Source organism: uncultured Imperialibacter sp., assembly GCF_963974565.1.
In the GTDB taxonomy this organism is placed as follows: domain Bacteria; phylum Bacteroidota; class Bacteroidia; order Cytophagales; family Cyclobacteriaceae; genus Imperialibacter; species Imperialibacter roseus.
Window position 1 is genome coordinate 205,680 of sequence record NZ_CAXBCJ010000003.1, and the last position, 23,738, is coordinate 229,417.

Here is a 23,738-nt window from a genome sequence, read left to right on the forward strand (position 1 = left end):
TCCTGAGCACTATCAGGTTGGTTGGGGTTTTTGTTTTTTTAAACTATTTGCATCCTATATTTTGTTAAGAGGAAATCAAATTTCTTATCGAGAAGGCTTTTCTTTAATTTTCACCCAAAATCAGCAAAATGCCATCAGCCCGTTCCACGAATCTCAAGAAGATAACCACCCATCAGCTTCAGGAAATGAAGAACAGGGGGGAGAAAATAGCCATGCTTACCGCCTATGACTATTCCATGGCCAAAATATTGGACGGCTCAGGGATAGACGTCATTCTTGTTGGAGATTCTGCTTCCAATGTCATGGCGGGCAACGACACCACCTTGCCGATTACACTGGATCAGATGATTTATCATGCCACAAGCGTGGTTCGGGCGGTGGTTCGGGCATTGGTCATTGTCGACATTCCGTTTGGTTCCTATCAGGGCAACTCCACCGAAGCGCTGCGATCTGCCATTAGGATCATGAAGGAGTCGGGCGGACACGGCGTAAAGATGGAAGGGGGTAGCGAGATCAAGGAAAGCATTGTGAGGGTGCTGAGTGCAGGGGTGCCTGTGATGGGCCACCTGGGGTTAACGCCGCAGTCTATTTTCAAATTTGGTACCTACACCGTTAGGGCCAGGGAAGAAGCCGAAGCGCAAAAGCTTATCGAAGATGCCAAGCTGCTGGAAGAAACTGGTTGCTTCGCCATAGTGCTTGAGAAAATCCCGGCAAAACTTGCCAAAAAGGTAGCTGAGGCTGTCAGCATACCCATCATTGGTATTGGTGCCGGGCCCGATGTAGACGGGCAGGTGCTTGTGGTACACGACATGCTGGGCATCACCAAAGAATTCCAGCCAAGGTTTTTGCGCCGCTATGCCGACCTCGACAGCGTGATGACCTCTGCTGTAGAAAACTACATTGACGATGTGAAAAAGAACGACTTCCCCACGCAGGAGGAGAGTTATTAATTTTCATTAGATTTATAGTATGATATCAATAATATACCCTGAAGGAGACTACTCGTCTTCGGACTTAGCTATCAGGCTTCAAGCATTGGCGCAAAGCCAGGGTAAGAATACTATTTATGTTGTTCCTAAACACCTGGGGAGAAACCCGGAGGCAATATATAAGAAACTGTCCAAGTCAAGCACGGCTTTATTGTTAATGCATGACAAGACTGGATTGGACAAAGGGACAGAAGAAGAGATAAGGTATCTTCTAGGCCGCTCGAAAAACATCCATGCCATTTTGCCTTCGAATGTTGTACTGCCAAAGGATATTGAAAAGAAAATAAATGTTCTGCCCTATGGGGGAGGAACCAACAAGACGTTTGCCGATATTGTGCAGGAAACTGTTCGGCAACTGGAGCCAAAAAACGGCGCAAAGAGTGAAAGCGGGAATGACTTTGCAGTTCTTTTGGCCTTGTTGGCAATGGTTATTCTCTTTATCGGACTTTCGTCAGACGATGGGAATAAGTAGATATCGATCAATACTATTAATTGATAATGACGTCTTAGTAAATCTTTCATTACTTATTGAAGCTGGCAGAAAGGACAGCTTCATGAAAGTAATCTCATTTCTCGCAATTACTTACACGGCTATTTGGATTCCAGCGACAGTTAGATACGAGTTTCTCATTAAGCGCAGGGATAAGAAAAGAAACAGAGTTCTAAAATGGATAATGAAGGAATTTAGTGTAGTTACGCTGTGTCCGATCAAAGTGAGTAAGAAGGAAATAGAGATTTTGGTGGGCAGCAATGACGAGAATGCTGGCGAGGCTGATGCAATAATCCAATGTCAAAAGGCCAAATCGAGTGATAGCTTTGCCTTTTCTGATATTGTCTTCTTTTCAAATGACAAAAAGGCGTTAACCAGAGCGGAAGGCTTTGATATATCTCTTCTAAGATATTCAACTTTCAGAGAGAGAATGTTAGAAGCTGGAATAGAGATTCCCATCTAAAGAAGGGAGGAAGCCTCGTTTTAGGTGTTGAACGTAATCAATCTCTGGTCTTCATCCATGACATTCATCATAGATGATACTCCTGCCTTTTTTCTCTTTCCTCTTTGATGTATATTGAATCAAAAACCAATCCTGATCTATGATTTTTTACATCATCATGGGGGTAGCTGCCGCCCTCTTCCTCTACACCATCAGCGTTTATAATCGGCTAGTTAAGAACAAAAACATGGCCGAAGAGGCCTGGAGCGGCATCGATGTGCAGCTTAAAAAGCGGTACGACCTGATTCCTGCACTCGTAAATACCGTGAAAGGCTATGCCAGTCATGAAAAAGAAACCTTAGAAAACGTGATCAAGTGGCGCAACATGGGTGTCGCTGCCAACACAGTGAAGGACCAGGAAAATGCGGAAGTGGGGTTAAGTGCCGTTCTTGGCCGTTTGATTGCCTTGTCCGAAAACTACCCTGACCTGAAAGCCAATGCCAATTTTCAAGACCTTCAAAAGCAGCTTTCCGAGATCGAAAATGCCATTCAATTGTCACGGAGATACTACAACGGGGTAGTCCGTGATCTCAACATCATGATTGAATCGTTTCCGAGCAATCTGGTTGCCTCATCTTTTGCGTTCAGCAAGCGGGATTACTTTGAACTCGACAAAGCCGAGCGGGAAGCCCCTGAAGTAAAATTCTGAACCATGAAGAAGCTGGTAACGCTATTGTTTGGCGGCCTGTTCTTTTCGGGCCTCGCCGCACAGGAAAGCATCATTTCGCCGCATGAAGAGCATGTTATTTCTTATGAAAGTGACATCACGATAAACCCGGACGCCTCCATCGATGTGGTGGAAACGATCAAGGTATATGCGAATGGCAATGATATAAAGAGAGGTATCTATCGGGCGTATCCAACAGAATACACAGATAGTGACGGTTTTTCGATGTCTGTTGGCTTCGAAGTATTAGAAGTGCTGAAAGATGGGGAGAAAGAGCCTTACCACACTGAAGGCAGCAGAAATGGGGAAGTGGTTTATATAGGTCAGGAAAATGTGTTTCTTGAGCCAGGCGAATATACTTACACCATTAAATACCGGTCGGAAAATCAGTTGGGTTTTTTCGACGGTTATGATGAACTCTACTACAACATCAATGGCAATGGCTGGATTTTTCCCATGGGAAAAGTTTCAGCTACTATCCATTTACCGCCTGGTGCGGACATTACTCAATACAGTGGCTATACCGGTTTCGAAGGCGACGATGGCAAGGACTTCGAGGTGACCGAGGAGGGCAATCAAATCACCTTTACCACGACCCGCCCGTTTCAGGCTTACGAAAACTTAACCATAGCTGTTGCCTGGCCAAAAGGAATAGTTACGGAGCCCGCCCGCCCGCTCAAAGCATTTTACCTGTGGATGGAGGAGTGGTCAACTACTATTAGTGGCTGTGTGCTACTCTTGCTGCTTCTCTACTGGTTCAGGGCCTGGCGCAAGGTAGGTATTGATCCACCAAAAGGTGCTATCATTCCACTCTTCGACCCACCAAAGAACTTCTCTCCAGCCGATTGCTATTTTGTCTATCATGAGCAGTACGGGCAGAAGGCGCTCGCAGCCGACATAGTCGACATGGGGGTGAAAGGGCTCCTTACCATCGACTATAGCGGCAAAAAATTCACGCTGAAGAAAACAATGAATCCCGATTTGAAGTTGGTTTCGGAGGCACAAAGAAAGCTTTTTGATAAGCTTTTTTCCAGCTATCGGACTGAGCTTGTGCTCGAGCAGGCGAACCATAGTGCTATAGGGAGTGCCGTGAGCGCCCACGAAAAGGCCCTTCGTAAAGAGCTTGATGGAATCTACTTCAAAATGAACAGAAGCTACATGTTTATGGCATTCCTGATTACCATTGTTGGCATGCTGGCACTTGTTCCATGGGGGAAGTACGAAACCGGATTTCTCATTTTTATATTGCCGATTCTCAACCTCCCAATTATTGGCCTCGTTGCAGGCACCATTAGTTCGCTAATGACTTATTTGGAAAGGAAATACGGCCTTGGAGTCTTTATTGCGCTGCTCATTTTCACGTTACCCCTGCTCGGAGGTTACATGTATCTGGTGTACGCTTCTCTCATGGACTTATCCGTCGTAGCCATTGTGTTTGGATTTATCCTTGCCAACGGCATGTTTATTTACCTCATTAAGGCTCCCACTGTGGAAGGCCGAAAGGTGATGGATCAGCTGGAGGGGTTACGTTTGTTTATGAAAACAGCGGAAGAGGACAGGTTCAACCGGCTCCAAAGCAAAGGGTCAGCGTTGGAGTTTTTCGAAAAACTACTTCCTTTTTCCATTGCTCTTGGTGTGGAAAACGAGTGGGGCGAGCATTTTGAGTCTTACCTGAAAGCCACGTCGAACGATGGCATGGATTATCATCCGATTTGGTATCACAATGCCTCAATGAGACACTTCAGCAGCAGCACATTTAGTAGCAGCATCAGCTCGAGTTTGACCTCCAACATTAGTAGCTCATCCACTGCACCCGGTAGTAGTTCAGGCAGTGGGGGAGGTGGCTCGTCGGGCGGCGGCGGCGGCGGCGGTGGCGGCGGTGGCTGGTAAAGTCACCGTCAATCAGCACGGCGTGGTTAAATCAAATACCTTTCGTAATTGAGCTGGGTACACTATCGCCCTTTGGCTGTGAGAAATAGCAAAATTACTGTAATTTGGCGCCGCCGGAGGGAGGGTGATTTCCTCTTGCTTTCAATGGAATAATTTTCAAATGGTGAGTGAACAGAAAGTTATGGGAAAAACGGGATACTTTGGGTTTCGGCGATGTTCACTCGGCCGATTTTTCAATAAACAAGAAAACTAGCAATCATTTACATAAATCGCAGACCAAACTGGTCTTTTGAAACTCAGGAAACAAATGGCAAAACAAGGCAAGATCATTTACACCATTACAGACGAGGCGCCTGCATTGGCTACACATTCATTGTTACCAATCATTGAGGGATTCACGTCGCCAGCGGGTGTTGCAGTGGAGACGAGAGATATATCTCTTTCAGGAAGAATTATTGCAAGCTTCCCGGAAAGGTTGAAAGAAGGACAGCGCATCAATGACGACCTGGCCGAGCTGGGTGAACTTGCCAAAACACCAGAAGCCAACATCATTAAATTACCAAATGTCAGCGCCTCTATGCCACAGCTGGTGGCGGCTATAAAGGAGCTTCAGTCGAAAGGGTACAATTTGCCGGACTACCCTGTAGAGCCAAAAAGTGATGAAGAAAAGGACATAAAAGTTCGGTACGGTAAAGTAATGGGCAGTGCGGTAAATCCTGTGCTTCGTGAAGGAAACTCCGACCGAAGGGCGCCACGGGCAGTGAAAGAATACGCCAGAAACAATCCTCATTCAATGGGCAAGTGGGAGTCAACTTCGAAGTCCCATGTAGCTTCCATGACAGACGGCGATTTCTATGGAAATGAGAAATCAGTCACCATGAACAAAGCCGGCGTCGTGAAAATAGAACATGTGGCAGCTAATGGCGCCATAACGGTATTGAAGGAGAAATTGGCTTTGCAGGAAGGCGAAGTGATCGATGCTTCGGTGATGAGTGCGAGCAAATTAAGTGCGTTCCTGGAAAAAGAGATTGCTAAAGCTAAAAGTGACGATGTGTTGTTCTCAGTTCACCTGAAAGCAACCATGATGAAAGTGTCTGATCCGATTATTTTCGGCCATGCAGTGTTTGCCTACTTCAAGCCGGTATTTGAAAAGCATGCTGCTACTTTTAAAGAACTAGGGGTAGATCCTAACAATGGAATGGGCGACTTGCTGGCGAAACTAGCGACACTTCCAGCCGATAAAAAGGCTGAAATTGATGCTGATATTAAAGCTTGCTACGACAAGCAGCCTCCTTTGGCGATGGTGAATTCTGACAAAGGGATTACCAACCTGCACGTACCAAGTGACGTGATTATTGATGCTTCGATGCCAGCCGCCATCCGTACTTCTGGCCGTATGTGGGGACCTGATGGAAAGGCAAAAGACACAAAATTTGTGATTCCCGACAGGGCTTATGCCGGTGTTTATGAAGCAGTAATAGAAGATTGCAAAGCCCATGGAGCTTACAACCCAACTACTATGGGTAGTGTGCCAAACGTAGGCTTGATGGCTCAAAAGGCTGAAGAGTATGGCTCTCACGATAAAACTTTTCTGATTCCTGCTGCTGGAAAAGTGAAGGTAGTAGCTGCTGATGGCAGCACCCTGATTGAGCACGCAGTGGAGGTTGGCGATATCTGGAGAATGTGCCAGGCAAAAGATGCTCCGATTCAGGATTGGGTGAAACTGGCCGTAACCCGGTCTAGGCTGTCCAATACTCCGGCAGTATTCTGGCTGGATAAAAATCGTGCGCACGACGCTGAGTTGATCAAGAAAGTAAACACTTACCTCAAAGATCACGACACCAAAGGTTTGGAGATTAAAATTATGTCGCCTGTAGAGGCTACGAAGTTGTCAGTGGAACGCATCAGAAAAGGTCTGGACACTATCTCTGTGACTGGCAACGTACTGCGTGATTACCTCACCGACTTGTTCCCGATTTTAGAGGTTGGTACCAGTGCGAAGATGCTTTCTATCGTGCCATTGATGGCTGGAGGAGGGCTGTTCGAAACAGGAGCTGGCGGTTCAGCGCCCAAGCACGTGCAGCAGTTCAACGAAGAAGGTCACCTGCGCTGGGACTCCCTGGGTGAATTCCTTGCTTTGGCAGCTTCATTGGAGCATTTGAGTATTGCTACAAGTAACCCTCGTGCACAGGTTTTGGCGGATACATTAGATGCCGCTACGTCCAAGTTTTTGCAGGAAAACAAATCACCCTCTCGTGATGTGAATGAGATTGACAACCGTGGCAGCCATTTCTACCTGGCCATGTACTGGGCAGAAGCCATGGCCGCTCAGGACAAGGACGCAGAACTGAAATCCATTTTTACCGGGGTTTATAAGAGCCTCAGCGAAAATGAAGCTAAGATCAACAAAGAGTTGTTGGCAGCACAAGGTTCGCCTGTTGACATTGGCGGTTATTACAAGCCTGATGAGGCTTTGACATTTGCAGCCATGCGCCCAAGTGCTACGCTGAATGCCGTTGTGGATGGTTTGAAGAAGTGATTGAATATTGGGCTGCTGGTTAGGTGGTAACAAAATTCATAAAGATGTCAGGATTATCTAAGGTTGATGATCCTGACTTTTTGTTTTAACTGGCAACGAAGATCTGTGTTGAGATAACAGAATGCTTTTCTAACGGTTATATAAAAACCGGTGTATGTTACTGAGTTTTTTATTTTGTGAACCCTTTTGTATGTTGACGCATTCTACCAACTGAGATGATCGAAAAGGAACTTCCATTATTTCCACTCAACCTGGTTGCCTACCCCGGCGAGGAGCTGAACCTGCACATTTTTGAGCCAAGGTACAGGCAGCTTATCACGGAGTGCGTCAATAACAACACTACTTTTGGCGTGCCCTCTTACGTACTCAGCAAAATCGAATATGGAACTGAGGTGAGAATTGTGAAGCTGGAGAAAACGTACGATGATGGGAGGATGGATGTGCGAACCGTTGGTATGGGTATTTTCAAAGTCCTCGACTTTGTAAGCCCGTGGCCAGGCAAATTGTATGCCGGGGGCACGGTGGAAATGATAAAGGCCGACCACGACGGCGACGTGGTTTTACAGGAAGAACTGTTTAAGCTGGCCAACGACCTTTTTGAATGGCTGGGGATGGAAGGGCTTGTGAAATTTGACCAAAAAATGCTCACCTATGCCATTGCTCACAAGATAGGCCTGAGCAAAGAGCAGGAATACGAGCTGCTGAAGACCACGTCTGAGAAGAAGAGGCAGGAGTTCCTTATTAACTACCTGAAGCTAACAATCCCGATTGTTAAGCAAATGGAGCAGGCCAAAGACCGCATTCGCCAGAACGGTCATTTCAAACACCTCGACGCTCTCGATTTCTAGAGAATAACTTTAAAAAGGAACGTCACGCCTGCGACGGCAGGCACCTCGGCTAATTACCTGCACACGCCAATGGGAACGAAGATGTTCCGACCAGTTCAATCCATTATTTTAGTGCATCATTGGTCTGCATCAGTTACTTTAGCATAAAAAGACCTCTATGCCCGAGCTTTCAGGATTTGGCACCATACTTTTATTCATTATCGGAGGCTTCGTCTTCGTGTTACTTTCCGTGGGCTTTGCTATGCTGGTCAGGCCCAATAGGCCCAATGTGGAAAAGCTTACCACCTACGAATGTGGCGAGGATCCATCGACGAGTGCCTGGGGCAAATTCAATGTTCGATTCTATATAGTTGCACTTATTTTTCTTTTGTTCGAAGTAGAACTGGTCTTTCTTTTCCCATGGGCAACCGTTTTTGGGCAAAAAGAACTCGTCGACGCTACTGGTGGACTATGGGGCTGGTTTGCGCTAGGAGAAATGACCGTCTTTGTTTTGATACTGGCACTTGGGCTTGTGTTCGCCTGGGCCAAGGGATACCTCGAGTGGGAGAGGCCAGTTGTGGAAGCTACCCGGATGGATTCAAAAGTGCCGAACGAACTATATGATGCAGTGAGCAAAAAAGTCAAAGAAGCCCGGTCGGTGACTCGGGTGATAAAGGAGGAGACAGTGTAATGGGACTACTAGACCAACAGTTAGGGCAAGGCGGAGTGATTATCACCAGAGTGGATGACCTGATCAACTGGGCCAGGCTTTCATCCATATGGCCTATGGGTTTTGGCCTGGCATGCTGCGCCATCGAAATGATGGGCTCCATGGCCTCCAACTACGACCTCGACAGACTCGGAGTTTTTCCAAGACCTTCCCCACGGCAATCCGATGTGATGATAGTGGCGGGCACTGTTACCTTTAAAATGGCCGACAGAGTGCGACGCTTGTACGAGCAAATGGCTGAGCCACGCTATGTAATTTCAATGGGCTCATGCTCCAACTGCGGCGGGCCTTACTGGGAGCATGGCTACCATGTAGTAAAAGGGGTCGATCGCATCATTCCAGTGGACGTTTACGTGCCCGGGTGCCCGCCAAGACCAGAAGCATTGATTGGTGGCATATTGAAACTTCAGGAAAAAATAAGAGGTGAAAGCTTGATGGCTCCTGCGGCACTTGAAAGACTGATGGCGAAAAAAGCTGAGAAAGCAGCGCAGGCTTAACCGAGGCAATGAGTCCTATATAAAGAACAGAAATGACCCACACCGACATCCAATCCCTTCTGCAATCTGAATTTGGCGCCTCATGCGTGCCGGAAACCATCGAAAACGCCGTTCCAAAAGGCCTGGTTGTATCCGTCGAAAAACTTCAGGATATATGCCTTTTTCTACGAGACAATGAGCAAACCTATTTTGATTCGCTCTCCTGCGTCACTGCCATTGATAATGGCATGGAGGCCAGCACAATCGAGGTCAATTATAACCTGTATTCTATTCCTTACAATTTTCAATTACTCCTGAGGGTAATTGTTGCCAGAAACGAGGAAGGAGCAGAGCTGCCAATGATTCCTACGGTCAGCGACGTTTGGAAAACGGCAGAGTGGCATGAGCGGGAAGCTTTTGATTTAGTGGGAATCAAGTTCGACGGCCATCCCGATTTGCGCCGCATTCTTTTGCCTACCGACTGGCAGGGCCATCCGCTGCGAAAGGATTATTCGACCCAGGAATACTACCACGGAATGAAAGTTGACTACTAACGATAATCAGAACACGACTAACTAATAGCAGGTATCCATTTGAGCACCGTTCAATACACATACGACCCCAGGCACCTAGAAGCCTCAGAGCCCACGAAGTATAAGCCGGAAGACCTGACGGAGGAGCAAATGTTGATCAATATCGGCCCGCAGCATCCATCTACGCATGGTGTTTTGCGGTTTGAAGTGATTACCGATGGCGAGGTGGTGGTCGATGTGGTGCCTCACCTGGGTTATTTGCACCGCTGCTTCGAAAAGCACGCTGAGAGCATGCCATTCAATCAGGTCATTCCCTATGTCGACAGGCTCGACTATGTAGGTGCCATGAACAATGAGCATGCCTATGTAATGGGCGTGGAGCGTATGCTCGGCATTGAAAACGATATTCCAAAAAGGACTGAATACATCCGGGTGCTCATGGCTGAGCTTAACCGGTTGGCTTCTCACTTTGTGGCTATTGGCACCTACGGGCTTGATATTGGCGCCGTAACCCCCTTCCTCTGGATGATGCGTGACCGGGAACATATCCTGCGTATGCTGGAATGGGTCAGCGGCGCCCGCATGCTCTACAACTACATATGGGTTGGCGGCCTGTTCTACGATCTACCCGTGGGTTTCGAAGAGCGCTGCAAGGAATTTGTCACCTACCTCAAACCGAAGTTGGTGGAAACGAGAGGCCTGTTGCTGAACAATAAAATCTACGTTGAGCGTACCGCCAATGTAGGGGTGCTGTCCCGTGACCTGGCTATTAACTACGGGGTGACTGGCCCCATGCTCCGTGCGTCGGGGTTGCGCTTTGATCTTCGCCGGATAGACGGTTATAGCGTTTACCCAGAGCTTGATTTTGAAATCCCTGTGGGAGAAGGTACCGTCGGAACAGTGGGCGACTGCTGGGATAGGACGTGGGTGCGCTACAGGGAGTGTGAGGAATCTGTCAAGATCATTGAACAGTGCCTGGAAATGCTCACCAAAGAGCACAAGCGAACCCGTGATTATGATCCACGAGCCATGGTTCCGAAAAAGATCAGGCCCCAGGCGCAGGACTTCTATGTTCGTGCAGAAAACCCAAAGGGAGAGCTTGGCTTTTATTTTCGTGCCGATGGCCGGAATGATGTGCCGGTTCGCTGCAAGGCCCGCTCGTGCTGTTTCTCCAACTTGTCGGTCGTTCCTGAAATATCGAGGGGCGTGCTTATCGCCGACTTCATCGCTATTGTTGGCTCAGTAGATTTTGTGCTGGGCGAAGTGGACAGGTAGAAAGATGGTCAAGTGGAGACTATTGGATAACCAAAAGGTGCCTGTCTGAGTCAATAAAGCTCTGTATGTCTTTTATGTGGCTTTTTACAAGGCGAATCAGCTCTCTGTTTCCACAATTGCCTCGTGTAATCCAAATGACTTTGGGAGGAGCACCCTTCAGACTAACACGGAAATAGAAATCTTTATCTTTTGTCAGAATGGTGTGGCCATTATCTTTTGCGAACTGCCAAATTGTTGTGTCACTTGCTGTGCCGAGATTAATATCATAGACATGCTGAGTTCCAGCAAAGTGAGGAACCAGTATGTTTTTTAGCAATGTTGAAAGGTTATTGTCAATAAGGAGCATTGCTTAGGTTGCTCTTAGACTGTCAATTGTAGTCTTTTCTCTGAATCTGCGGCATAGGCTAAACTTGCAAGAATGTCGTCTCTTGTTAGCATGGGGAAATTTTCCAGGATATCTTCCATTGAATCCCCTGCGGCCAAATAACCAAGAATATCATAAACAGTTATCCGCATCCCCCTAATGCAAGGTTGCCCGGAACGTTGGTCGGGGTTAATCGTAATATATTTTGAATACTCTATCATCCGTCATTGATTGCTAATTAAAGATAGTTAGAAGTTGGTGGAAGTCTAATTTTTGCCATTCAAAACGACTCATTTCAGTGCCCTAGCGGCATGCTTGCTAAAATTAAAATCATTTTTACTAAATATATTGACATTATAATTCTCTGATGCTATATTTGATAGCATAAAAGGAGGTAATTATGGTGACATACAAAATTCAGATATATCCTTCCCAGTCCATAACGGACTACGTGAGGGATCGTAAAGCACAAATACTTGACGAGTTTGGGCAGTACAAGTTCTACAATTCCCATCCTCACGTTAGTTTGTTTTCCTTTCAGGCAGACATCTCTAACGAACATCTTATCACTAAGGCGCTAAAGGAGGCCTCTGTTTTTGTCGACTCATTCGACATCTCACTTAATGGATTTGCCTACCTGAAGAGCAATAGAGCTATTTACCTCAAGATCGGAAATGGGTCTCAGGTGGCCCGGATCAACCAGCTATTTTACCAGAAATTTAGAGAGTCTGCCAAAAGCTTCGGCATAAGGGTGGTGGATCCTGTGTTTGCTAAATATCCGCACATGATCATTGGAAGTGAGTTTGAGCAGAAGGCTTTCTTGAAAGTACACCAGACATTCATCGACCAAAAATATAGAGAGACTTTTCAGGTGGATCAGGTGCGTTTGCTGAGAGACATAGGCAATGGTAAGAACGACTTCGTAGAAACCATCTCTTTGACGGAGAAAGTTGCCGTCAGTTTGAAGTGGCCTGAGGAAAAAGTCTGGATGGTAAATGAGCCCCAGATGTCTTTGTTTTCTCATGTAGCCTAACAAGCATACCTATTTTTTAGTCGGCTCTTTTCAAGAGGCTTTTCATCATTAACTGTATGGCAACTATGTGGTCACCTGCAACTGATCATCGCTCTATTATACATATGGATTTGGACAGCTTCTTCGTATCCGTGGAGCGGCTGCAAAACGACTATTTCGTTGGGAAGCCGCTGCTCATCGGTGGCGGCAGCGACCGGGGGGTGGTGGCTTCTTGTAGCTACGAAGCCAGAGCATTTGGCGTGCATTCCGCCATGCCCATGCGCCTGGCCAAACAGTTGTGCCCCGAAGCTATCGTCGTCCGTGGCGATATGGAAAGGTATTCGCAATATTCTCAGATGGTTACCGAGATTGTGCACGAATCCGTTCCATCCTATGAGAAGTCTTCTATCGATGAGTTTTATGTTGATTTGACTGGGATGGAAAAGTTCTTTGGCTGCATGAAGCTCGCCACGGAACTAAAGGCACGGATCAGAAAAGAGACTGGCCTACCTATTTCCTTTGGACTTTCGGAAAATAAGACAGTTTCTAAGGTGGCCACCAATGAGTCAAAACCCGACGGGCAGCGGCAGGTGGCATATGGGACGGAAAAAGGCTTTCTTTCACCTCTGACGGTTGACAAAATTCCGATGGTAGGGGAGAAGACGGCCTACACATTGCGAAAAATGGGTGTGCAAAAAATCCACACACTGCAGCAGGTGCCGGTGGAGATGTTAGCGGCGGTTTTTGGGAAGATGGGCATCGTGATTTCAGAAAAGGCAAACGGCATAGATCGTACGCCGATTGTTCACTACTCGGAGAGAAAGTCTATCTCTACGGAAAACACCTTTGAGCACGACACCATCGATGTGAAGAAGCTGGAGTCTATACTTGTGGCAATGACCGAGCAGTTGGCGTTCAAGCTTCGCAAGGAGCAGCAGCTGACCTCTTGCGTTACCGTAAAAATTCGCTACTCCGATTTCGATACCCATACCCTGCAGCGGAAAATGCCGTACACCTCTGCAGATCACGTACTGATACCGATGGTGAAAGAGCTTTTCAAAAAAGCTTACAGTCGAAGGATGCTCATTCGCTTAATTGGCGTTCGGTTCAGCAGCCTGGTGCATGGCAACTACCAGATCAACCTTTTTGAAGACACCGAAGAGGGTATCAAGCTCTACCAGGCCATGGACAAGCTTCGTCAAAAGCATGGGGATAAGGCCGTTGTTCGTGCCGTAGGCATGGGTGTATCGAGGCGGAGTTTCAATCCTTTCAATGGGGTCGCTGCCTGATCAGCACCACCATACTGTCACTTTCATCGTGATATATACCTTTCCTGTAATTGCGTTAACTGGCTAGTAATCAATGCCGTATAGGTACCAGGGCTAATCTCGATTACTTATGCTAACAAGAAAGAACTTTATTAAAAGGGCTGTTGCAAGTTCAGCACTTCTAATTCCGGGAATATCGGCCATTGGCGGCACGGCGCAGAACAGGCCAATACCCATCGATAGTGCGCTGGTGAAAGATTTCGTTTCCAAGGGCCATTCTGACCTGGAGGGCACCAAACAGATGCTAGCGGAAATACCGACACTACTTAACGCAACCTGGGATTGGGGAAATGGCGACTATGAGACCGCCCTGGGCGGGGCTTCGCACATGGGAAGGCCGGATATTGCTCAGTATTTAATAGATAGAGGAGCAAGACTGGACATCTTCACGGCGGCCATGATGGGAAAGCTGGATTTAGTGAAAATGATTGTGGCAACCTATCCAGCCTCACTCACCAGCGCTGGGCCTCATGGCATTACTCTGATGAAACATGCTGTGATGGGAGGAGAGGCAGCATTGGAGGTGGTCGAATACCTTAAGTCTCAGGGGATAGCCAAATAGGCGGGTAAGTTAAAGGCGTTCGTAGTTGCAGGGGGTATGACTTTTACTCAGGCCTTTTCCCACTAATTCTTCTAAACATTCTTTTTTCGAATTCCCAAAAGAAATTGAACTGCCCAAAAATGAAGCCGTAGAAAAGTAGAATGAGGTTGTAGATGGGCAGTATCAGGATGTAGTAAAGAATTGTCAGCAAGGTGTAGTATTCCTCTGAGGCGTGGATAAGGCGGAAGAGAGGCTTTTTCAAAAAAAGCACTGTAAAGCCAGTGCAGGCAAATACAATCAACACTATTGCTACCTGCCAGCCGCTTTTCAGGTTCCATCTGTCCTGTAGTCGGGTTAACCAGCTTTCCTTTTCTTTACTCATGAAACTGCCTGCCAATAACTTTTGATAGGTAACGGAGCGTCCACTGTCATTGTTTCTTTTGTAACCGGATGAGCAAATATCAATGTTTTTGCGTGTAAGTTGATACAGGAATCCTCGTTCGGAAACTGCTGACCATATTTACGATCACCTTTAATGGGGCAACCCATCTTGCCCAGCTGAGCCCTTATCTGGTGAGGTCGGCCAGTCACCGGCCTTACTTCAAGCAGACAATAGTCGTGGAATACCTTCAGAACTTTGAACGACAACTCGGAGCGCTGTGCACTGCCTTTTTCTTTGTTGTAAGCTGTTACGGTATTTTTTTTTGAGTCTTTCTCGAGCCAGTGAACCAACGTGGCTTCCTCCTTGGGAGGTCGTCTGGTAACCACGGCCCAGTATATCTTCTCGATGGTTCTTTCTCTGAAGGCCTTGGTCATCCGCTCCAAAGCCTTCGAGGTTTTGGCCAGCATCACCACGCCGCTTACCGGCCGGTCTATCCTATGCACCAGCCCCATAAAAACAAGGCCCGGTTTGTTATACTTTTCCTTAACATAGGCTTTTGCATAATCCACAAGTGAATCGTCGCCGGTATCATCTCCCTGCACCAACATGCCCCCGGGTTTGTTCACGATGAGCAAGTGGTTATCTTCGAACAGAATTAGTTTTCTAAAATCCACAAGTTTTTTATAATGCTCAAAGGTAGAAATTTATTACTCAGTGCCGGGCTGGTTTTTTCAGTTCTTTGTGGATGCTACTATTTGTGGATTCAGTCCGATAGGTCGTACGCCGACTTTGAAATGACATCGGAGCGCTCTGTTTTTGTCAAAGCGGGCACCTACACCAAAGGCAATATCGTTGGCATTCAGCCCTATATGGTGCCGGCAGACTACCGATCGGCCGATGCGCTCTATGCTAAGTTGAACCGCTATCTTTCCATTGCAAAGAAAAATGGCTGCTTCACGTCAGCAACGGTGGTAGTCTTTCCTGAATACATAGGCACGTGGCTGGCGGCCATCGGCGAAAAGGCCTCGGTGTATACAGTGGAAAAGACTGAAGATGCACTAAGTACTGCGGCGTACTCTCATCCGATTTCTTTCCTTACCAACTATTTTGTGTCGGATGCCAGGGATCGGGCTGTGGCAGCTCTTTTTTCATTGAAGGCAGTTGAAATGGCAGAGGCTTATCAGCAGGTGTTCAGCAGGCTGGCGGCTGAATACAAGGCAACGGTGGTGGCAGGATCCATTGTTTTGCCTTCGCCATCGGTAGAAGCTGGCGTGCTGCGGGTGGGTAGAGGGCCCTTGATTAACGTTTCGGCCACATTTGATGCAACGGGTAAGTTGATGGCTCCCCTTACAGTGAAGAATTTTTTGACATCCGAGGAAACGGCTTTTATCGTGGCCGGAAATAGTAGCCAACTGCCTGTAGTTGGTACGTCGGCCGGGAAGGTAGCGACGTTGATCTGTGCGGATTCATGGTATGATGATGCATATAGGGTCATCGCCGACAAGGAAGTCGATTTTGTGGTGGTGCCCTCTTTTTTGGCTGGGGAAAATGTGTGGAACCAACCATGGAAGGGATATAATGGAGGCCAGCCTCCTGCCAATGTCAGTCCCGATGACATCGGCACACTGACAGAAGGTCAAGCCTGGCAGAAATATGGCATGCTCGGTCGGGCACCGGAATTTGGCATCCAAACGGGGCTCAACATTTTTCTGAGAGGCCAGCTATGGAACCTTGGCACCAACGGAAACCCCCTTGTGCTGTCTGAAGGCCAGCCCGAAATGATCGAAATTCCTGCAGATGGGGCTGCCATTGTTAATCTGCAGTTTTAGGTAATTCTGACATCTTGTCACAACTATTCCCTTAAAAACCACTTGGCACAACCCTTGTTTAGCTAAGTGAGTACGGATTGAAAATTTAAAGGAATAAAATACATAATCATGGGAAAAATTATTGGAATTGACTTAGGAACGACTAACTCCTGCGTCGCTGTAATGGAAGGGAATGAGCCGGTGGTGATTCCTAACAGCGAAGGAAGAAGGACAACCCCTTCAATTGTAGCCTTCCTGGACAACGGCAAGGGCGAGCGCAAAGTTGGCGATCCTGCTAAACGTCAGGCCATCACCAACCCACAAAATACAGTTAGCTCTGTCAAGCGCTTCATGGGTAAGAAATACTCGGAAGTAACTGCCGAGCGTAAAAATGTATCATACGGTCTTGAATCAGGCAGCAATGACACTGTAAGGGTGAAAATTGGTGATCGTAACTATACTCCGCAAGAGCTTTCAGCAATGATTCTTCAGAAAATGAAGTCTACAGCTGAGGATTACCTGGGTACTGAAGTGAAAGAAGCGGTAATCACTGTGCCTGCCTACTTCAACGATGCGGAGCGTCAGGCTACCAAAGAAGCCGGACAGATCGCAGGTCTTGATGTGAAAAGAATTATCAACGAGCCTACTGCCGCTGCGCTGGCTTATGGTCTTGATAAGAAAAACAAGGACATGACCATTGCGGTGTATGACCTTGGTGGTGGTACATTCGATATTTCTGTGCTTGAACTTGGCGATGGTGTGTTCGAAGTGAAATCTACCAATGGTGATGTTCACCTGGGTGGCGACGACTTTGACTCATTGATCATCGACTGGCTGGCTGAAGAGTTTAAGAAGGACGAGAACATCGACCTCCGCAAGGATCCAATGGCGCTACAGCGTTTGAAAGAAGCAGCTGAAAAAGCTAAAATTGAGCTTTCAAGCTCTGCTAGCACCGAAATCAACTTGCCCTATATCATGCCAGTTGACGGCATACCCAAGCACCTTGTGAGAACTCTTTCTCGCTCTAAGTTTGAACAATTGACCGACAGCCTGGTGCAGCGTACGCTGGAGCCTTGCCGCAAAGCATTGAAAGATGCTGGCCTGAATCCTACAGATATTGATGAGGTAATTCTGGTAGGGGGTTCTACCCGTATTCCAAGAATTCAGGAAGAGGTAGAGAAGTTCTTTGGCAAAAAGCCTTCTAAAGGTGTTAACCCTGACGAAGTAGTGGCCGTAGGAGCAGCCATTCAGGGTGGTGTGTTGACTGGAGAAGTAAAAGACGTGCTTCTGCTTGACGTAACTCCACTTTCATTGGGTATTGAAACGATGGGTGGCGTGATGACCAAGCTGATTGAGTCGAACACAACGATCCCTTCAAGGAAGTCGGAGGTGTTCTCAACGGCGTCTGATAACCAGCCATCAGTAGAGATACACATTTTGCAGGGTGAGCGCTCAATGGCGAGAGACAACCGCACCATCGGTCGTTTCCACCTCGACAGCATTCCACCAGCACCACGTGGTGTGCCACAGATCGAAGTAACATTCGACATAGATGCCAACGGTATTCTTAACGTGTCTGCAAAAGACAAAGGAACTGGTAAGGAGCAGAAGATCAGGATTGAAGCTTCTTCTGGATTGACTGATGCTGAAATCGAAAAGATGAAAGCCGAAGCAAAAGCCAACGCAGATTCTGATCAGGCTGAAAGAGAAAAAATAGATAAGCTGAATGGCGCTGACTCTATGATCTTCCAGACCGAGAAGCAGCTGAAGGAGTATGGTGAGAAGCTTTCTGAAGGTAACAAGACCGCTATTGAAGCGGCCCTTGAAAATCTGAAGACAGCTCATAAGGCTCAGGATATTGCAGGTATAGATACTGCCACTGAGGCTTTGAACCAGGCATGGGCAGCAGCCTCGCAGGAAATGTATGCTTCTACTGAAGGTGGGCAGCCAGGTGCAGATCCGGGACAGCAAGCTAACGGAGCAGCCGGAGGTGAGGCAAAAGCAGACAGTGATGTGTCTGACGTAGAATACGAAGAGGTAGACGATACCAAAAAATAGTCGTTTGCCCTACATCATAGATCACGAAGCCTCTCAGGAAACTGAGGGGCTTTTTTGTGTTTTATTTTTACACGATTCTAGAAAAGGGTGCATTTTTCACTTACTTTCGTTATTGATTCATATTTTTTCAGATGAGAGCAAGTAAAATTTTTGCGCTGGCGACTTCCTTTTTTGTTTGCATGAGTTTTTTCGCAAACGGGCAGGAAGCATACCAAAGAATAGAGGTGGCAGCTCCTCTGCACCCGTTCATTCGAACTTTCGAAAATTACTACCTGCAGTCGGAGCTGTACGTAACACCAAAAAGAAGCTGGATAGCAACTGCTGGTTACAAAGGTGGGGAGTTATGGGAGCTCTTTTTTAGAAATGGAAATTATAAAGGCTACCGGCTTGACCTTGGCCACAGATTCTACATGCCTACGGAGGTTCGTTGGATGCAGGCTTTCGCAACAGCCAACCTCAACCTTGAAGCTGGAAAGCTGGCTATTCGGCAAGGTGCATCCGTGCCCACCGACTCTCTGCAAATGAAAGGCCTGATGATAGGGCCCGAAGTAAACTTCGGAGCCAAAATTACAGTCTTTAAACGGGTAACATTAACCACCCTTGTGGGCTATCGGCACTATTTCAACACATTCAATACAAATAAAATCACCAGCAACCCCGCATATTGGCGATACAATGATTGGGATAATAACCATCAGAACTGGGAAGAGAACAGAGAGTATCTTGAAAATTTCAGAAAGGGCCGATATCCCGTTGTTCAAATCAACGTGGGCTATGTGTTCGGACTTCGGAAAAAGCAAAAACTGCCTGAGAGCTAACCATTTCTCTCCTCAAACTTCCTCCTGATCACCAGCTGAACCGGCACGCCATCGATCTTACTTTCAAGCCACGAAATAATGTCGAGATAAAGGAAGGCTCGGAGTTCAAAGGGCTGTTTCAGTGTTTCTTCCAGCCTTTCCTTCAGTGCCTGGAACTCCTTTTTTATGTTTTCAGGCAGCATGCCCGGTACTTTTCGCAGCCATTTGATGATCTCCTTTTGTACCCCCTGGAGGTTATCCATTTTCACTAAAAACCGATACACCGACTTGATTTGGTATTCCAGCAAATCGCTGTTGCCCATTTCGTAGTGGGCAATCAGGTTCAGTATGCGTGCGAAGCAATGAATGTCTTCTCTAAGACTAACATCTTTGAGGTTAATGATTTTGTTGAGGTATTTGACGGCGTTTTTATTGTCGTCGCTGCCAAAATAGAGGCAGGCGATTTTGTAGTAGAAAAGCAGTACCCTGTGTGAATCGATTTTGTTTTCAAACTTATCAATGATTTCCAGCAATTCAGGAACAATGACCACACCGTCCGTAAACCGCCCCTCCATAAAGAACAGGTTGATCTTGTCGTTGTAGTAGTAGAAGGAAAGCAAGCTTTGAATGTTCTCATTCTGAGAGAAAAGCGTTGAATTCTTTAGTTCTTCCAGCACCAGAAGGTTTTCTGCAAACTTAGGATAATGCTGAATATTAAAGAGTGCCGCCAGGAGATTGTGTAGTCCTTTGATGTACAGGTCGGGCTTCCTTTTGATCATCGCCGGATGGCTTTTGAAAAGTTCCACCCAGCGGTCGGCATAGCGGTAGCACTTCACAAAATCCTGCACGATGTAGTAGTACCAAACCATCGACTGGCATAGGTACACCTTCTCGTTGAAGCTGAGGCTATCATACTCGTAGTCAGGCAGGTTCCTCTTAAAATAATGCTGCACAACCCTATAGTCTTCTTCATTTCGCACATAGCCCAGCTTGATGTAAAGGCTGTAAAGGGAAATGGACAGGTTCGACAGCTCTTGTGTTTTGGCAATTATTTTGGTTACATGCCTCGACTCATTCACCAGCTCCTCTGCTCTGTTGCCAATGCTTCGGGTGATGTACTGCCCTTCAATTAGCTTTTCGAAGTCGATAATCTCCAGCTGCAGAATCTCTTCATTGTTTTCAGCGGCCTTCTGTTTCAGCTTGTCGAGAATCCGGAGACTTTGCTTATAGAGTCCTTTGTTATACAGCACCCTCGCATAGTCAATTTGCTCCCGCACTTCAATAGGGTAGTCGTAGTTGATATGGATAAGCCGGAGGCTTTTCAGCACTTGCCCGTACAAATGACTTTTCAGGTTGGAAAGTTGCTGAGGAATCAATGATGGAGCCTTTTTAAGGATCACCTTTTCGTCATAAACATCAACATCGTCCATCACGTCGAAAAGAGTGATGAACTTACTGTCCTCCTTGCCGTTGATGCGCCTGGCATACAGCTTGAAATTGCGCTTCTCAGCCTTGGTGAGCGACTTAATCAGCTGGAATAAGGGATCTGTTTCTTGTTTGGCCATTGTATTGTCTGCATGGCAATATAGCCGTTAATTTGCAATTTGAGCCTTTTTATTGTCAAATAGATGCTTTTGGCTGTCGTAGTGATTTTGAATTTTAGGCTTTGGCAGACCTTCAGTTACAGTAGATTTGTTACATAGAATCAATTATCGAATACCAGAAATGGGATTCTTGTTAAGAAAATACACACCTTAGTATGAGCAAAGATCGAGTCTACATTTTCGACACTACCCTTAGAGACGGCGAACAGGTTCCCGGCTGTCAATTGAATACTGAAGAAAAAGTAATTGTTGCCAAGCAACTCGAGGCCCTCGGCGTTGACGTAATTGAGGCTGGTTTTCCAGTGTCAAGCCCTGGAGATTTTAACTCTGTAGTAGAAATCTCCAGGAATGTGACTGAGCCGGTGGTTTGTGCGCTTACCAGGGCCAAAGTGGTTGACATTGATTGTGCGGCTCAGGCCCTCCATTTAGCCAAAAGAAAAAGAATCCATACGGGCATCGGATCTTCCGATATCCACATTCAACATAAGCTTAAGTCGACTCGTGAGAAGGTGCTTGAGCAGGGCATTTCTGCTGTAAAATACGCCCGCCGCTTTGTCGACGACGTGGAATTTTTCTGTGAAGATGCCGGCCGTGCCGACCTTGAGTTTCTTGCATTGATGGTAGAAGGCGTGATTGCCGCCGGTGCCACAGTAGTCAATATTCCCGACACTACCGGATACACATTGCCATGGCAGTTTGGTGAGCGCATCAAGTATTTGTACGACAACGTGCCCAATATCGATAAGGCCATTATCTCGGTGCACTGCCACAACGACCTTGGTATGGCCACTGCTAACTCAATTTCTGGTTTGGCCAATGGTGCCCGTCAGGTGGAAGTCACTATCAACGGTATTGGAGAAAGAGCTGGCAACACTTCTTTGGAAGAGGTGGTGATGACATTGAAGTCGCACCCATACCTGAACCTGGAAACCAATATCAACACCAAAGGCATTTATGCGATGAGCAAAATGGTGTCGCACATGATGAATATGCCGGTGCAGCCTAACAAGGCGATTGTGGGCAAAAATGCTTTTTCACACTCATCGGGTATTCACCAGGACGGCTTCCTCAAGCACAGAGAGAACTACGAAATCATCGATCCGGAGGATGTTGGTGTTCCTTCGTCATTGATCCTTCTTACTGCCCGCAGTGGCAGGGCTGCGCTTACGCACCGGCTTCAGGTGCTTGGGTACAAGTTCGACAAAGACGAAATGGAAGTGATTTACATGCACTTCCTTGAAATGGCCGACCGCAAAAAGCAAATCGAAGATGAGGATTTGTTTGAATTGGTGAAGATTGATGAGGTGGAAGCTTTGTTGAGCACCAAAACTGGAAAAGGCAAGGACGTGCTATAAACCAGGCGGGAGCCTTTGAAGCATCGGATGTTGATTTCCCGAACACTTCAGAATTCTTAAGTCAATACGAACAAATTTTTAATACAGGAGACTTCTGTAAACGTTACCCCTATGACCGACGAGATCAAACAAGCGATACCACCTGCGTATCGTGGAATTGCTGTGGCCACTGAGAAAGCTGGCTTCACAATGGCCTCTGACCCTTTGACAGGTTCCCTGCTGCGAACTCTTGCCGCCTCAAAACCGCAGGGCAGCTTTTTGGAGCTGGGTACTGGCACAGGGCTTTCCACCTCGTGGATATTGAGCGGCATGGATCAAAAGTCGTCCCTGATTTCGGTCGACAATAACGAGACATTTCTGGGTATCGCTGCCGATTTTTTGGACCATGATCCCCGGCTACAGCTTGTGTGCGCCGATGGCGAGGAGTGGTTGTTAGCCAACAGTAGCCTGCGATTCGACTACATCTTTGCTGATACGTGGCATGGGAAGTATTTAATGCTGGAGGACGTGTTGGCGATGCTCAAACCAGGAGGGCTCTATATCATCGACGACATGCTGCCTCAGCCTAACTGGCCTGAAGGTCATCATGAGAAAGCGCTTCGACTGGTGGAAGAGCTGGAAAAAAATGAAAGCTTGCTACTGACAAAGCAGGCTTGGTCAACAGGGATAGTTGTAGCAACGAAAAAGGCGGGATAGGGGAGACAAAAAAAGAGAGGCCTTCAAATTTGAAGGCCTCTTAATAATTACTTAAGTCTTTTGCTTATTTCTTCAATTTTTGGCTTGGCGTCTTCACGGCCAAGGTCGAACGCTTTCTGGTATAAGTCGAGCGCCTCTTTGTAAGACTCCTTCTTTTTCTTGGGAGCAAGCTGCGTACGACGGGCTGCCTCTTCCGCTGCCTGAGCTCTCATAAAGTAAGAGTCGGCCTGTGAGACTTTAGACTGAGTGAGCAGTTCAGTGATTCTGGTTTCCAGCATGGTCAACTCCTGACGCTTAGCTTCAATTTGCAGCGCTTTGTCTTCCAACTCAGTGTTTTGAAGCTCAACCAAAGTGCCCAACTGCTCATTCTTCTCTTTGTATTCAGCAACTGTTGCTTCCAACTGAGCTATTTGAGCCGTTTTGTCTTCCAACTGCTTCTTCAACCTTGCGATAGAGTTTGCGTATGTTTTGTTTGAAGAATTCGACTTAGCAAGACTCTTCTCCATTTCGTCGATTTTCTTTTCAGAGTCCTTTACGTACTGATTCAATTCACTCAAACGAGTGTTAAAGTCATCGTAAGTAGTGCCCATTTCCATGTTCACCTTAAGCGCATTCCTGTTTTGATCGATCGAATCGAGTAACACGCCGACGTTTTCAAGAACCGCCGACATTTGACGCTGGAAAGCGAGCTCCGTGTTAAGGGAGTCAATCTTTGCCACAAGTGTTTCATTTTCCTGTTTAAGGCCACAAGAAGCCATGAGTGAGGTAACAATAACCAACACTGCCAATTGATTTTTCATAATAGTTTGGTGCATTTTTAAAATTGCGAGGCAAAAGTATGTAAAAGATAAATTCGCTAATGAAGTTGGCCCTTA

24 protein-coding genes are annotated in these 23,738 nt (G+C 46.8%); 19 read left to right on the plus strand and 5 right to left on the minus strand.

Annotation, left to right across the window (positions count from 1 at the left end; translation table 11 throughout):
• The first annotated feature begins 128 nt into the window (after window positions 1-128).
• From panB to AAC052_RS05900, 11 genes are all read left to right on the plus strand, one after another.
• On the plus strand, window positions 129-950 hold the full coding sequence (gene panB, locus AAC052_RS05850) for a 3-methyl-2-oxobutanoate hydroxymethyltransferase (protein ID WP_317488492.1): 822 nt from the start codon (window positions 129-131) through the stop codon (window positions 948-950).
• A gap of 19 nt (window positions 951-969) precedes the next feature.
• Window positions 970-1,461, plus strand: a complete 492-nt coding sequence (locus AAC052_RS05855) for a hypothetical protein (protein ID WP_317488491.1) — start codon at window positions 970-972, stop codon at window positions 1,459-1,461.
• Window positions 1,462-1,543: 82 nt separating this feature from the next.
• Complete coding sequence (locus AAC052_RS05860) at window positions 1,544-1,942, plus strand: hypothetical protein (protein ID WP_317488490.1); 399 nt, start codon at window positions 1,544-1,546, stop codon at window positions 1,940-1,942.
• Window positions 1,943-2,081: 139 nt separating this feature from the next.
• Entirely contained in the window at window positions 2,082-2,630 is a 549-nt protein-coding gene (locus AAC052_RS05865) for a LemA family protein (RefSeq protein ID WP_339811663.1), read from the plus strand.
• A 3-nt stretch (window positions 2,631-2,633) separates the two neighbouring features.
• Window positions 2,634-4,538 carry a DUF2207 domain-containing protein gene (locus AAC052_RS05870; protein ID WP_339811666.1) on the plus strand — a complete coding sequence of 635 codons (1,905 nt, stop codon included), beginning with the start codon at window positions 2,634-2,636 and terminating at the stop codon, window positions 4,536-4,538.
• 307 nt (window positions 4,539-4,845) lie between these two features.
• Entirely contained in the window at window positions 4,846-7,077 is a 2,232-nt protein-coding gene (locus AAC052_RS05875; protein WP_339811669.1) for an NADP-dependent isocitrate dehydrogenase, read from the plus strand.
• A gap of 215 nt (window positions 7,078-7,292) precedes the next feature.
• Window positions 7,293-7,925 (plus strand): LON peptidase substrate-binding domain-containing protein, encoded by a 633-nt coding sequence (locus tag AAC052_RS05880; RefSeq protein WP_317488486.1) that lies wholly within the window; start codon window positions 7,293-7,295, stop codon window positions 7,923-7,925.
• Window positions 7,926-8,082: 157 nt separating this feature from the next.
• Window positions 8,083-8,595 (plus strand): NADH-quinone oxidoreductase subunit A, encoded by a 513-nt coding sequence (locus AAC052_RS05885; protein WP_339811670.1) that lies wholly within the window; start codon window positions 8,083-8,085, stop codon window positions 8,593-8,595.
• Entirely contained in the window at window positions 8,595-9,131 is a 537-nt protein-coding gene (nuoB, locus tag AAC052_RS05890; RefSeq protein ID WP_317488484.1) for an NADH-quinone oxidoreductase subunit NuoB, read from the plus strand. The genes AAC052_RS05885 and nuoB overlap by 1 nt, the downstream gene beginning before the upstream one ends.
• 32 nt (window positions 9,132-9,163) lie before the next feature.
• Window positions 9,164-9,664 carry an NADH-quinone oxidoreductase subunit C gene (locus AAC052_RS05895; RefSeq protein WP_339811672.1) on the plus strand — a complete coding sequence of 167 codons (501 nt, stop codon included), beginning with the start codon at window positions 9,164-9,166 and terminating at the stop codon, window positions 9,662-9,664.
• A 33-nt stretch (window positions 9,665-9,697) separates the two neighbouring features.
• Complete coding sequence (locus AAC052_RS05900; protein WP_339811929.1) at window positions 9,698-10,918, plus strand: NADH-quinone oxidoreductase subunit D; 1,221 nt, start codon at window positions 9,698-9,700, stop codon at window positions 10,916-10,918.
• Between the two features lie 360 nt (window positions 10,919-11,278).
• Here AAC052_RS05900 and AAC052_RS05905 read toward each other — a convergent pair whose 3' ends face one another.
• Window positions 11,279-11,503: a DUF433 domain-containing protein gene (locus AAC052_RS05905; RefSeq protein WP_317488482.1), complete on the minus strand. Its 225-nt coding sequence runs from the start codon at window positions 11,501-11,503 to the stop codon at window positions 11,279-11,281.
• Between the two features lie 179 nt (window positions 11,504-11,682).
• Between AAC052_RS05905 and AAC052_RS05910 the strand changes: the two genes are divergently transcribed.
• From AAC052_RS05910 to AAC052_RS05920, 3 genes are all read left to right on the plus strand, one after another.
• The gene (locus AAC052_RS05910) at window positions 11,683-12,315 is read left to right on the plus strand and encodes a 2'-5' RNA ligase family protein (RefSeq protein ID WP_339811675.1); all 633 of its coding nucleotides are present in this window, start codon (window positions 11,683-11,685) and stop codon (window positions 12,313-12,315) included.
• A gap of 65 nt (window positions 12,316-12,380) precedes the next feature.
• Window positions 12,381-13,583, plus strand: a complete 1,203-nt coding sequence (gene dinB / locus AAC052_RS05915; protein WP_339811678.1) for a DNA polymerase IV — start codon at window positions 12,381-12,383, stop codon at window positions 13,581-13,583.
• 109 nt (window positions 13,584-13,692) lie between these two features.
• On the plus strand, window positions 13,693-14,184 hold the full coding sequence (locus tag AAC052_RS05920) for a hypothetical protein (protein ID WP_339811680.1): 492 nt from the start codon (window positions 13,693-13,695) through the stop codon (window positions 14,182-14,184).
• Between the two features lie 43 nt (window positions 14,185-14,227).
• Here AAC052_RS05920 and AAC052_RS05925 read toward each other — a convergent pair whose 3' ends face one another.
• Window positions 14,228-14,545 carry a DUF6787 family protein gene (locus tag AAC052_RS05925; RefSeq protein WP_317488478.1) on the minus strand — a complete coding sequence of 106 codons (318 nt, stop codon included), beginning with the start codon at window positions 14,543-14,545 and terminating at the stop codon, window positions 14,228-14,230.
• Window positions 14,542-15,219 (minus strand): RluA family pseudouridine synthase, encoded by a 678-nt coding sequence (locus AAC052_RS05930; RefSeq protein WP_317488477.1) that lies wholly within the window; start codon window positions 15,217-15,219, stop codon window positions 14,542-14,544. Before AAC052_RS05930 ends, AAC052_RS05925 begins: the two co-directional genes overlap by 4 nt.
• A gap of 12 nt (window positions 15,220-15,231) precedes the next feature.
• On the opposite strand from AAC052_RS05930, the gene AAC052_RS05935 reads away from it, so the two are divergent.
• From AAC052_RS05935 to AAC052_RS05945, 3 genes are all read left to right on the plus strand, one after another.
• On the plus strand, window positions 15,232-16,374 hold the full coding sequence (locus tag AAC052_RS05935) for a nitrilase-related carbon-nitrogen hydrolase (RefSeq protein ID WP_339811682.1): 1,143 nt from the start codon (window positions 15,232-15,234) through the stop codon (window positions 16,372-16,374).
• A gap of 108 nt (window positions 16,375-16,482) precedes the next feature.
• The gene (dnaK, locus tag AAC052_RS05940) at window positions 16,483-18,411 is read left to right on the plus strand and encodes a molecular chaperone DnaK (RefSeq protein WP_317488475.1); all 1,929 of its coding nucleotides are present in this window, start codon (window positions 16,483-16,485) and stop codon (window positions 18,409-18,411) included.
• A gap of 131 nt (window positions 18,412-18,542) precedes the next feature.
• Entirely contained in the window at window positions 18,543-19,229 is a 687-nt protein-coding gene (locus AAC052_RS05945) for a hypothetical protein (protein ID WP_339811685.1), read from the plus strand.
• Here AAC052_RS05945 and AAC052_RS05950 read toward each other — a convergent pair.
• Window positions 19,226-20,773: a hypothetical protein gene (locus AAC052_RS05950; RefSeq protein WP_339811687.1), complete on the minus strand. Its 1,548-nt coding sequence runs from the start codon at window positions 20,771-20,773 to the stop codon at window positions 19,226-19,228. The genes AAC052_RS05945 and AAC052_RS05950 overlap by 4 nt on opposite strands.
• Window positions 20,774-20,967: 194 nt before the next feature.
• Here AAC052_RS05950 and AAC052_RS05955 point away from each other — a divergent pair, with 194 nt between their 5' ends.
• Together AAC052_RS05955 and AAC052_RS05960 are read left to right on the plus strand one after the other, a co-directional pair.
• Entirely contained in the window at window positions 20,968-22,167 is a 1,200-nt protein-coding gene (locus AAC052_RS05955) for a 2-isopropylmalate synthase (protein WP_317488472.1), read from the plus strand.
• 111 nt (window positions 22,168-22,278) lie between these two features.
• Window positions 22,279-22,863 carry a class I SAM-dependent methyltransferase gene (locus tag AAC052_RS05960; protein WP_317488471.1) on the plus strand — a complete coding sequence of 195 codons (585 nt, stop codon included), beginning with the start codon at window positions 22,279-22,281 and terminating at the stop codon, window positions 22,861-22,863.
• Between the two features lie 47 nt (window positions 22,864-22,910).
• Here AAC052_RS05960 and AAC052_RS05965 read toward each other — a convergent pair whose 3' ends face one another.
• Window positions 22,911-23,663 (minus strand): hypothetical protein, encoded by a 753-nt coding sequence (locus tag AAC052_RS05965; RefSeq protein WP_151998155.1) that lies wholly within the window; start codon window positions 23,661-23,663, stop codon window positions 22,911-22,913.
• Window positions 23,664-23,738 lie beyond the last annotated feature (75 nt).

Excerpts from the sequence above, each read along its gene's own strand:
- nuoB (WP_317488484.1), top strand. The coding sequence starts at position 8,595 with ATGGGACTACTAGACCAACAGTTAGGGCAAGGCGGAGTGATTATCACC.
- dnaK (WP_317488475.1), top strand. The coding sequence starts at position 16,483 with ATGGGAAAAATTATTGGAATTGACTTAGGAACGACTAACTCCTGCGTC.
- AAC052_RS05865 (WP_339811663.1), top strand. The coding sequence starts at position 2,082 with ATGATTTTTTACATCATCATGGGGGTAGCTGCCGCCCTCTTCCTCTAC.
- AAC052_RS05875 (WP_339811669.1), top strand. The coding sequence starts at position 4,846 with ATGGCAAAACAAGGCAAGATCATTTACACCATTACAGACGAGGCGCCT.
- AAC052_RS05960 (WP_317488471.1), top strand. The coding sequence starts at position 22,279 with ATGACCGACGAGATCAAACAAGCGATACCACCTGCGTATCGTGGAATT.
- AAC052_RS05920 (WP_339811680.1), top strand. The coding sequence starts at position 13,693 with ATGCTAACAAGAAAGAACTTTATTAAAAGGGCTGTTGCAAGTTCAGCA.
- AAC052_RS05935 (WP_339811682.1), top strand. The coding sequence starts at position 15,232 with ATGCTCAAAGGTAGAAATTTATTACTCAGTGCCGGGCTGGTTTTTTCA.
- AAC052_RS05905 (WP_317488482.1), bottom strand. The coding sequence starts at position 11,503 with ATGATAGAGTATTCAAAATATATTACGATTAACCCCGACCAACGTTCC.
- AAC052_RS05880 (WP_317488486.1), top strand. The coding sequence starts at position 7,293 with ATGATCGAAAAGGAACTTCCATTATTTCCACTCAACCTGGTTGCCTAC.
- dinB (WP_339811678.1), top strand. The coding sequence starts at position 12,381 with ATGTGGTCACCTGCAACTGATCATCGCTCTATTATACATATGGATTTG.
- AAC052_RS05910 (WP_339811675.1), top strand. The coding sequence starts at position 11,683 with ATGGTGACATACAAAATTCAGATATATCCTTCCCAGTCCATAACGGAC.
- panB (WP_317488492.1), top strand. The coding sequence starts at position 129 with ATGCCATCAGCCCGTTCCACGAATCTCAAGAAGATAACCACCCATCAG.
- AAC052_RS05870 (WP_339811666.1), top strand. The coding sequence starts at position 2,634 with ATGAAGAAGCTGGTAACGCTATTGTTTGGCGGCCTGTTCTTTTCGGGC.
- AAC052_RS05860 (WP_317488490.1), top strand. The coding sequence starts at position 1,544 with ATGAAAGTAATCTCATTTCTCGCAATTACTTACACGGCTATTTGGATT.
- AAC052_RS05855 (WP_317488491.1), top strand. The coding sequence starts at position 970 with ATGATATCAATAATATACCCTGAAGGAGACTACTCGTCTTCGGACTTA.
- AAC052_RS05965 (WP_151998155.1), bottom strand. The coding sequence starts at position 23,663 with ATGAAAAATCAATTGGCAGTGTTGGTTATTGTTACCTCACTCATGGCT.
- AAC052_RS05955 (WP_317488472.1), top strand. The coding sequence starts at position 20,968 with ATGAGCAAAGATCGAGTCTACATTTTCGACACTACCCTTAGAGACGGC.
- AAC052_RS05950 (WP_339811687.1), bottom strand. The coding sequence starts at position 20,773 with ATGGCCAAACAAGAAACAGATCCCTTATTCCAGCTGATTAAGTCGCTC.
- AAC052_RS05885 (WP_339811670.1), top strand. The coding sequence starts at position 8,083 with ATGCCCGAGCTTTCAGGATTTGGCACCATACTTTTATTCATTATCGGA.
- AAC052_RS05925 (WP_317488478.1), bottom strand. The coding sequence starts at position 14,545 with ATGAGTAAAGAAAAGGAAAGCTGGTTAACCCGACTACAGGACAGATGG.
- AAC052_RS05895 (WP_339811672.1), top strand. The coding sequence starts at position 9,164 with ATGACCCACACCGACATCCAATCCCTTCTGCAATCTGAATTTGGCGCC.
- AAC052_RS05945 (WP_339811685.1), top strand. The coding sequence starts at position 18,543 with ATGAGAGCAAGTAAAATTTTTGCGCTGGCGACTTCCTTTTTTGTTTGC.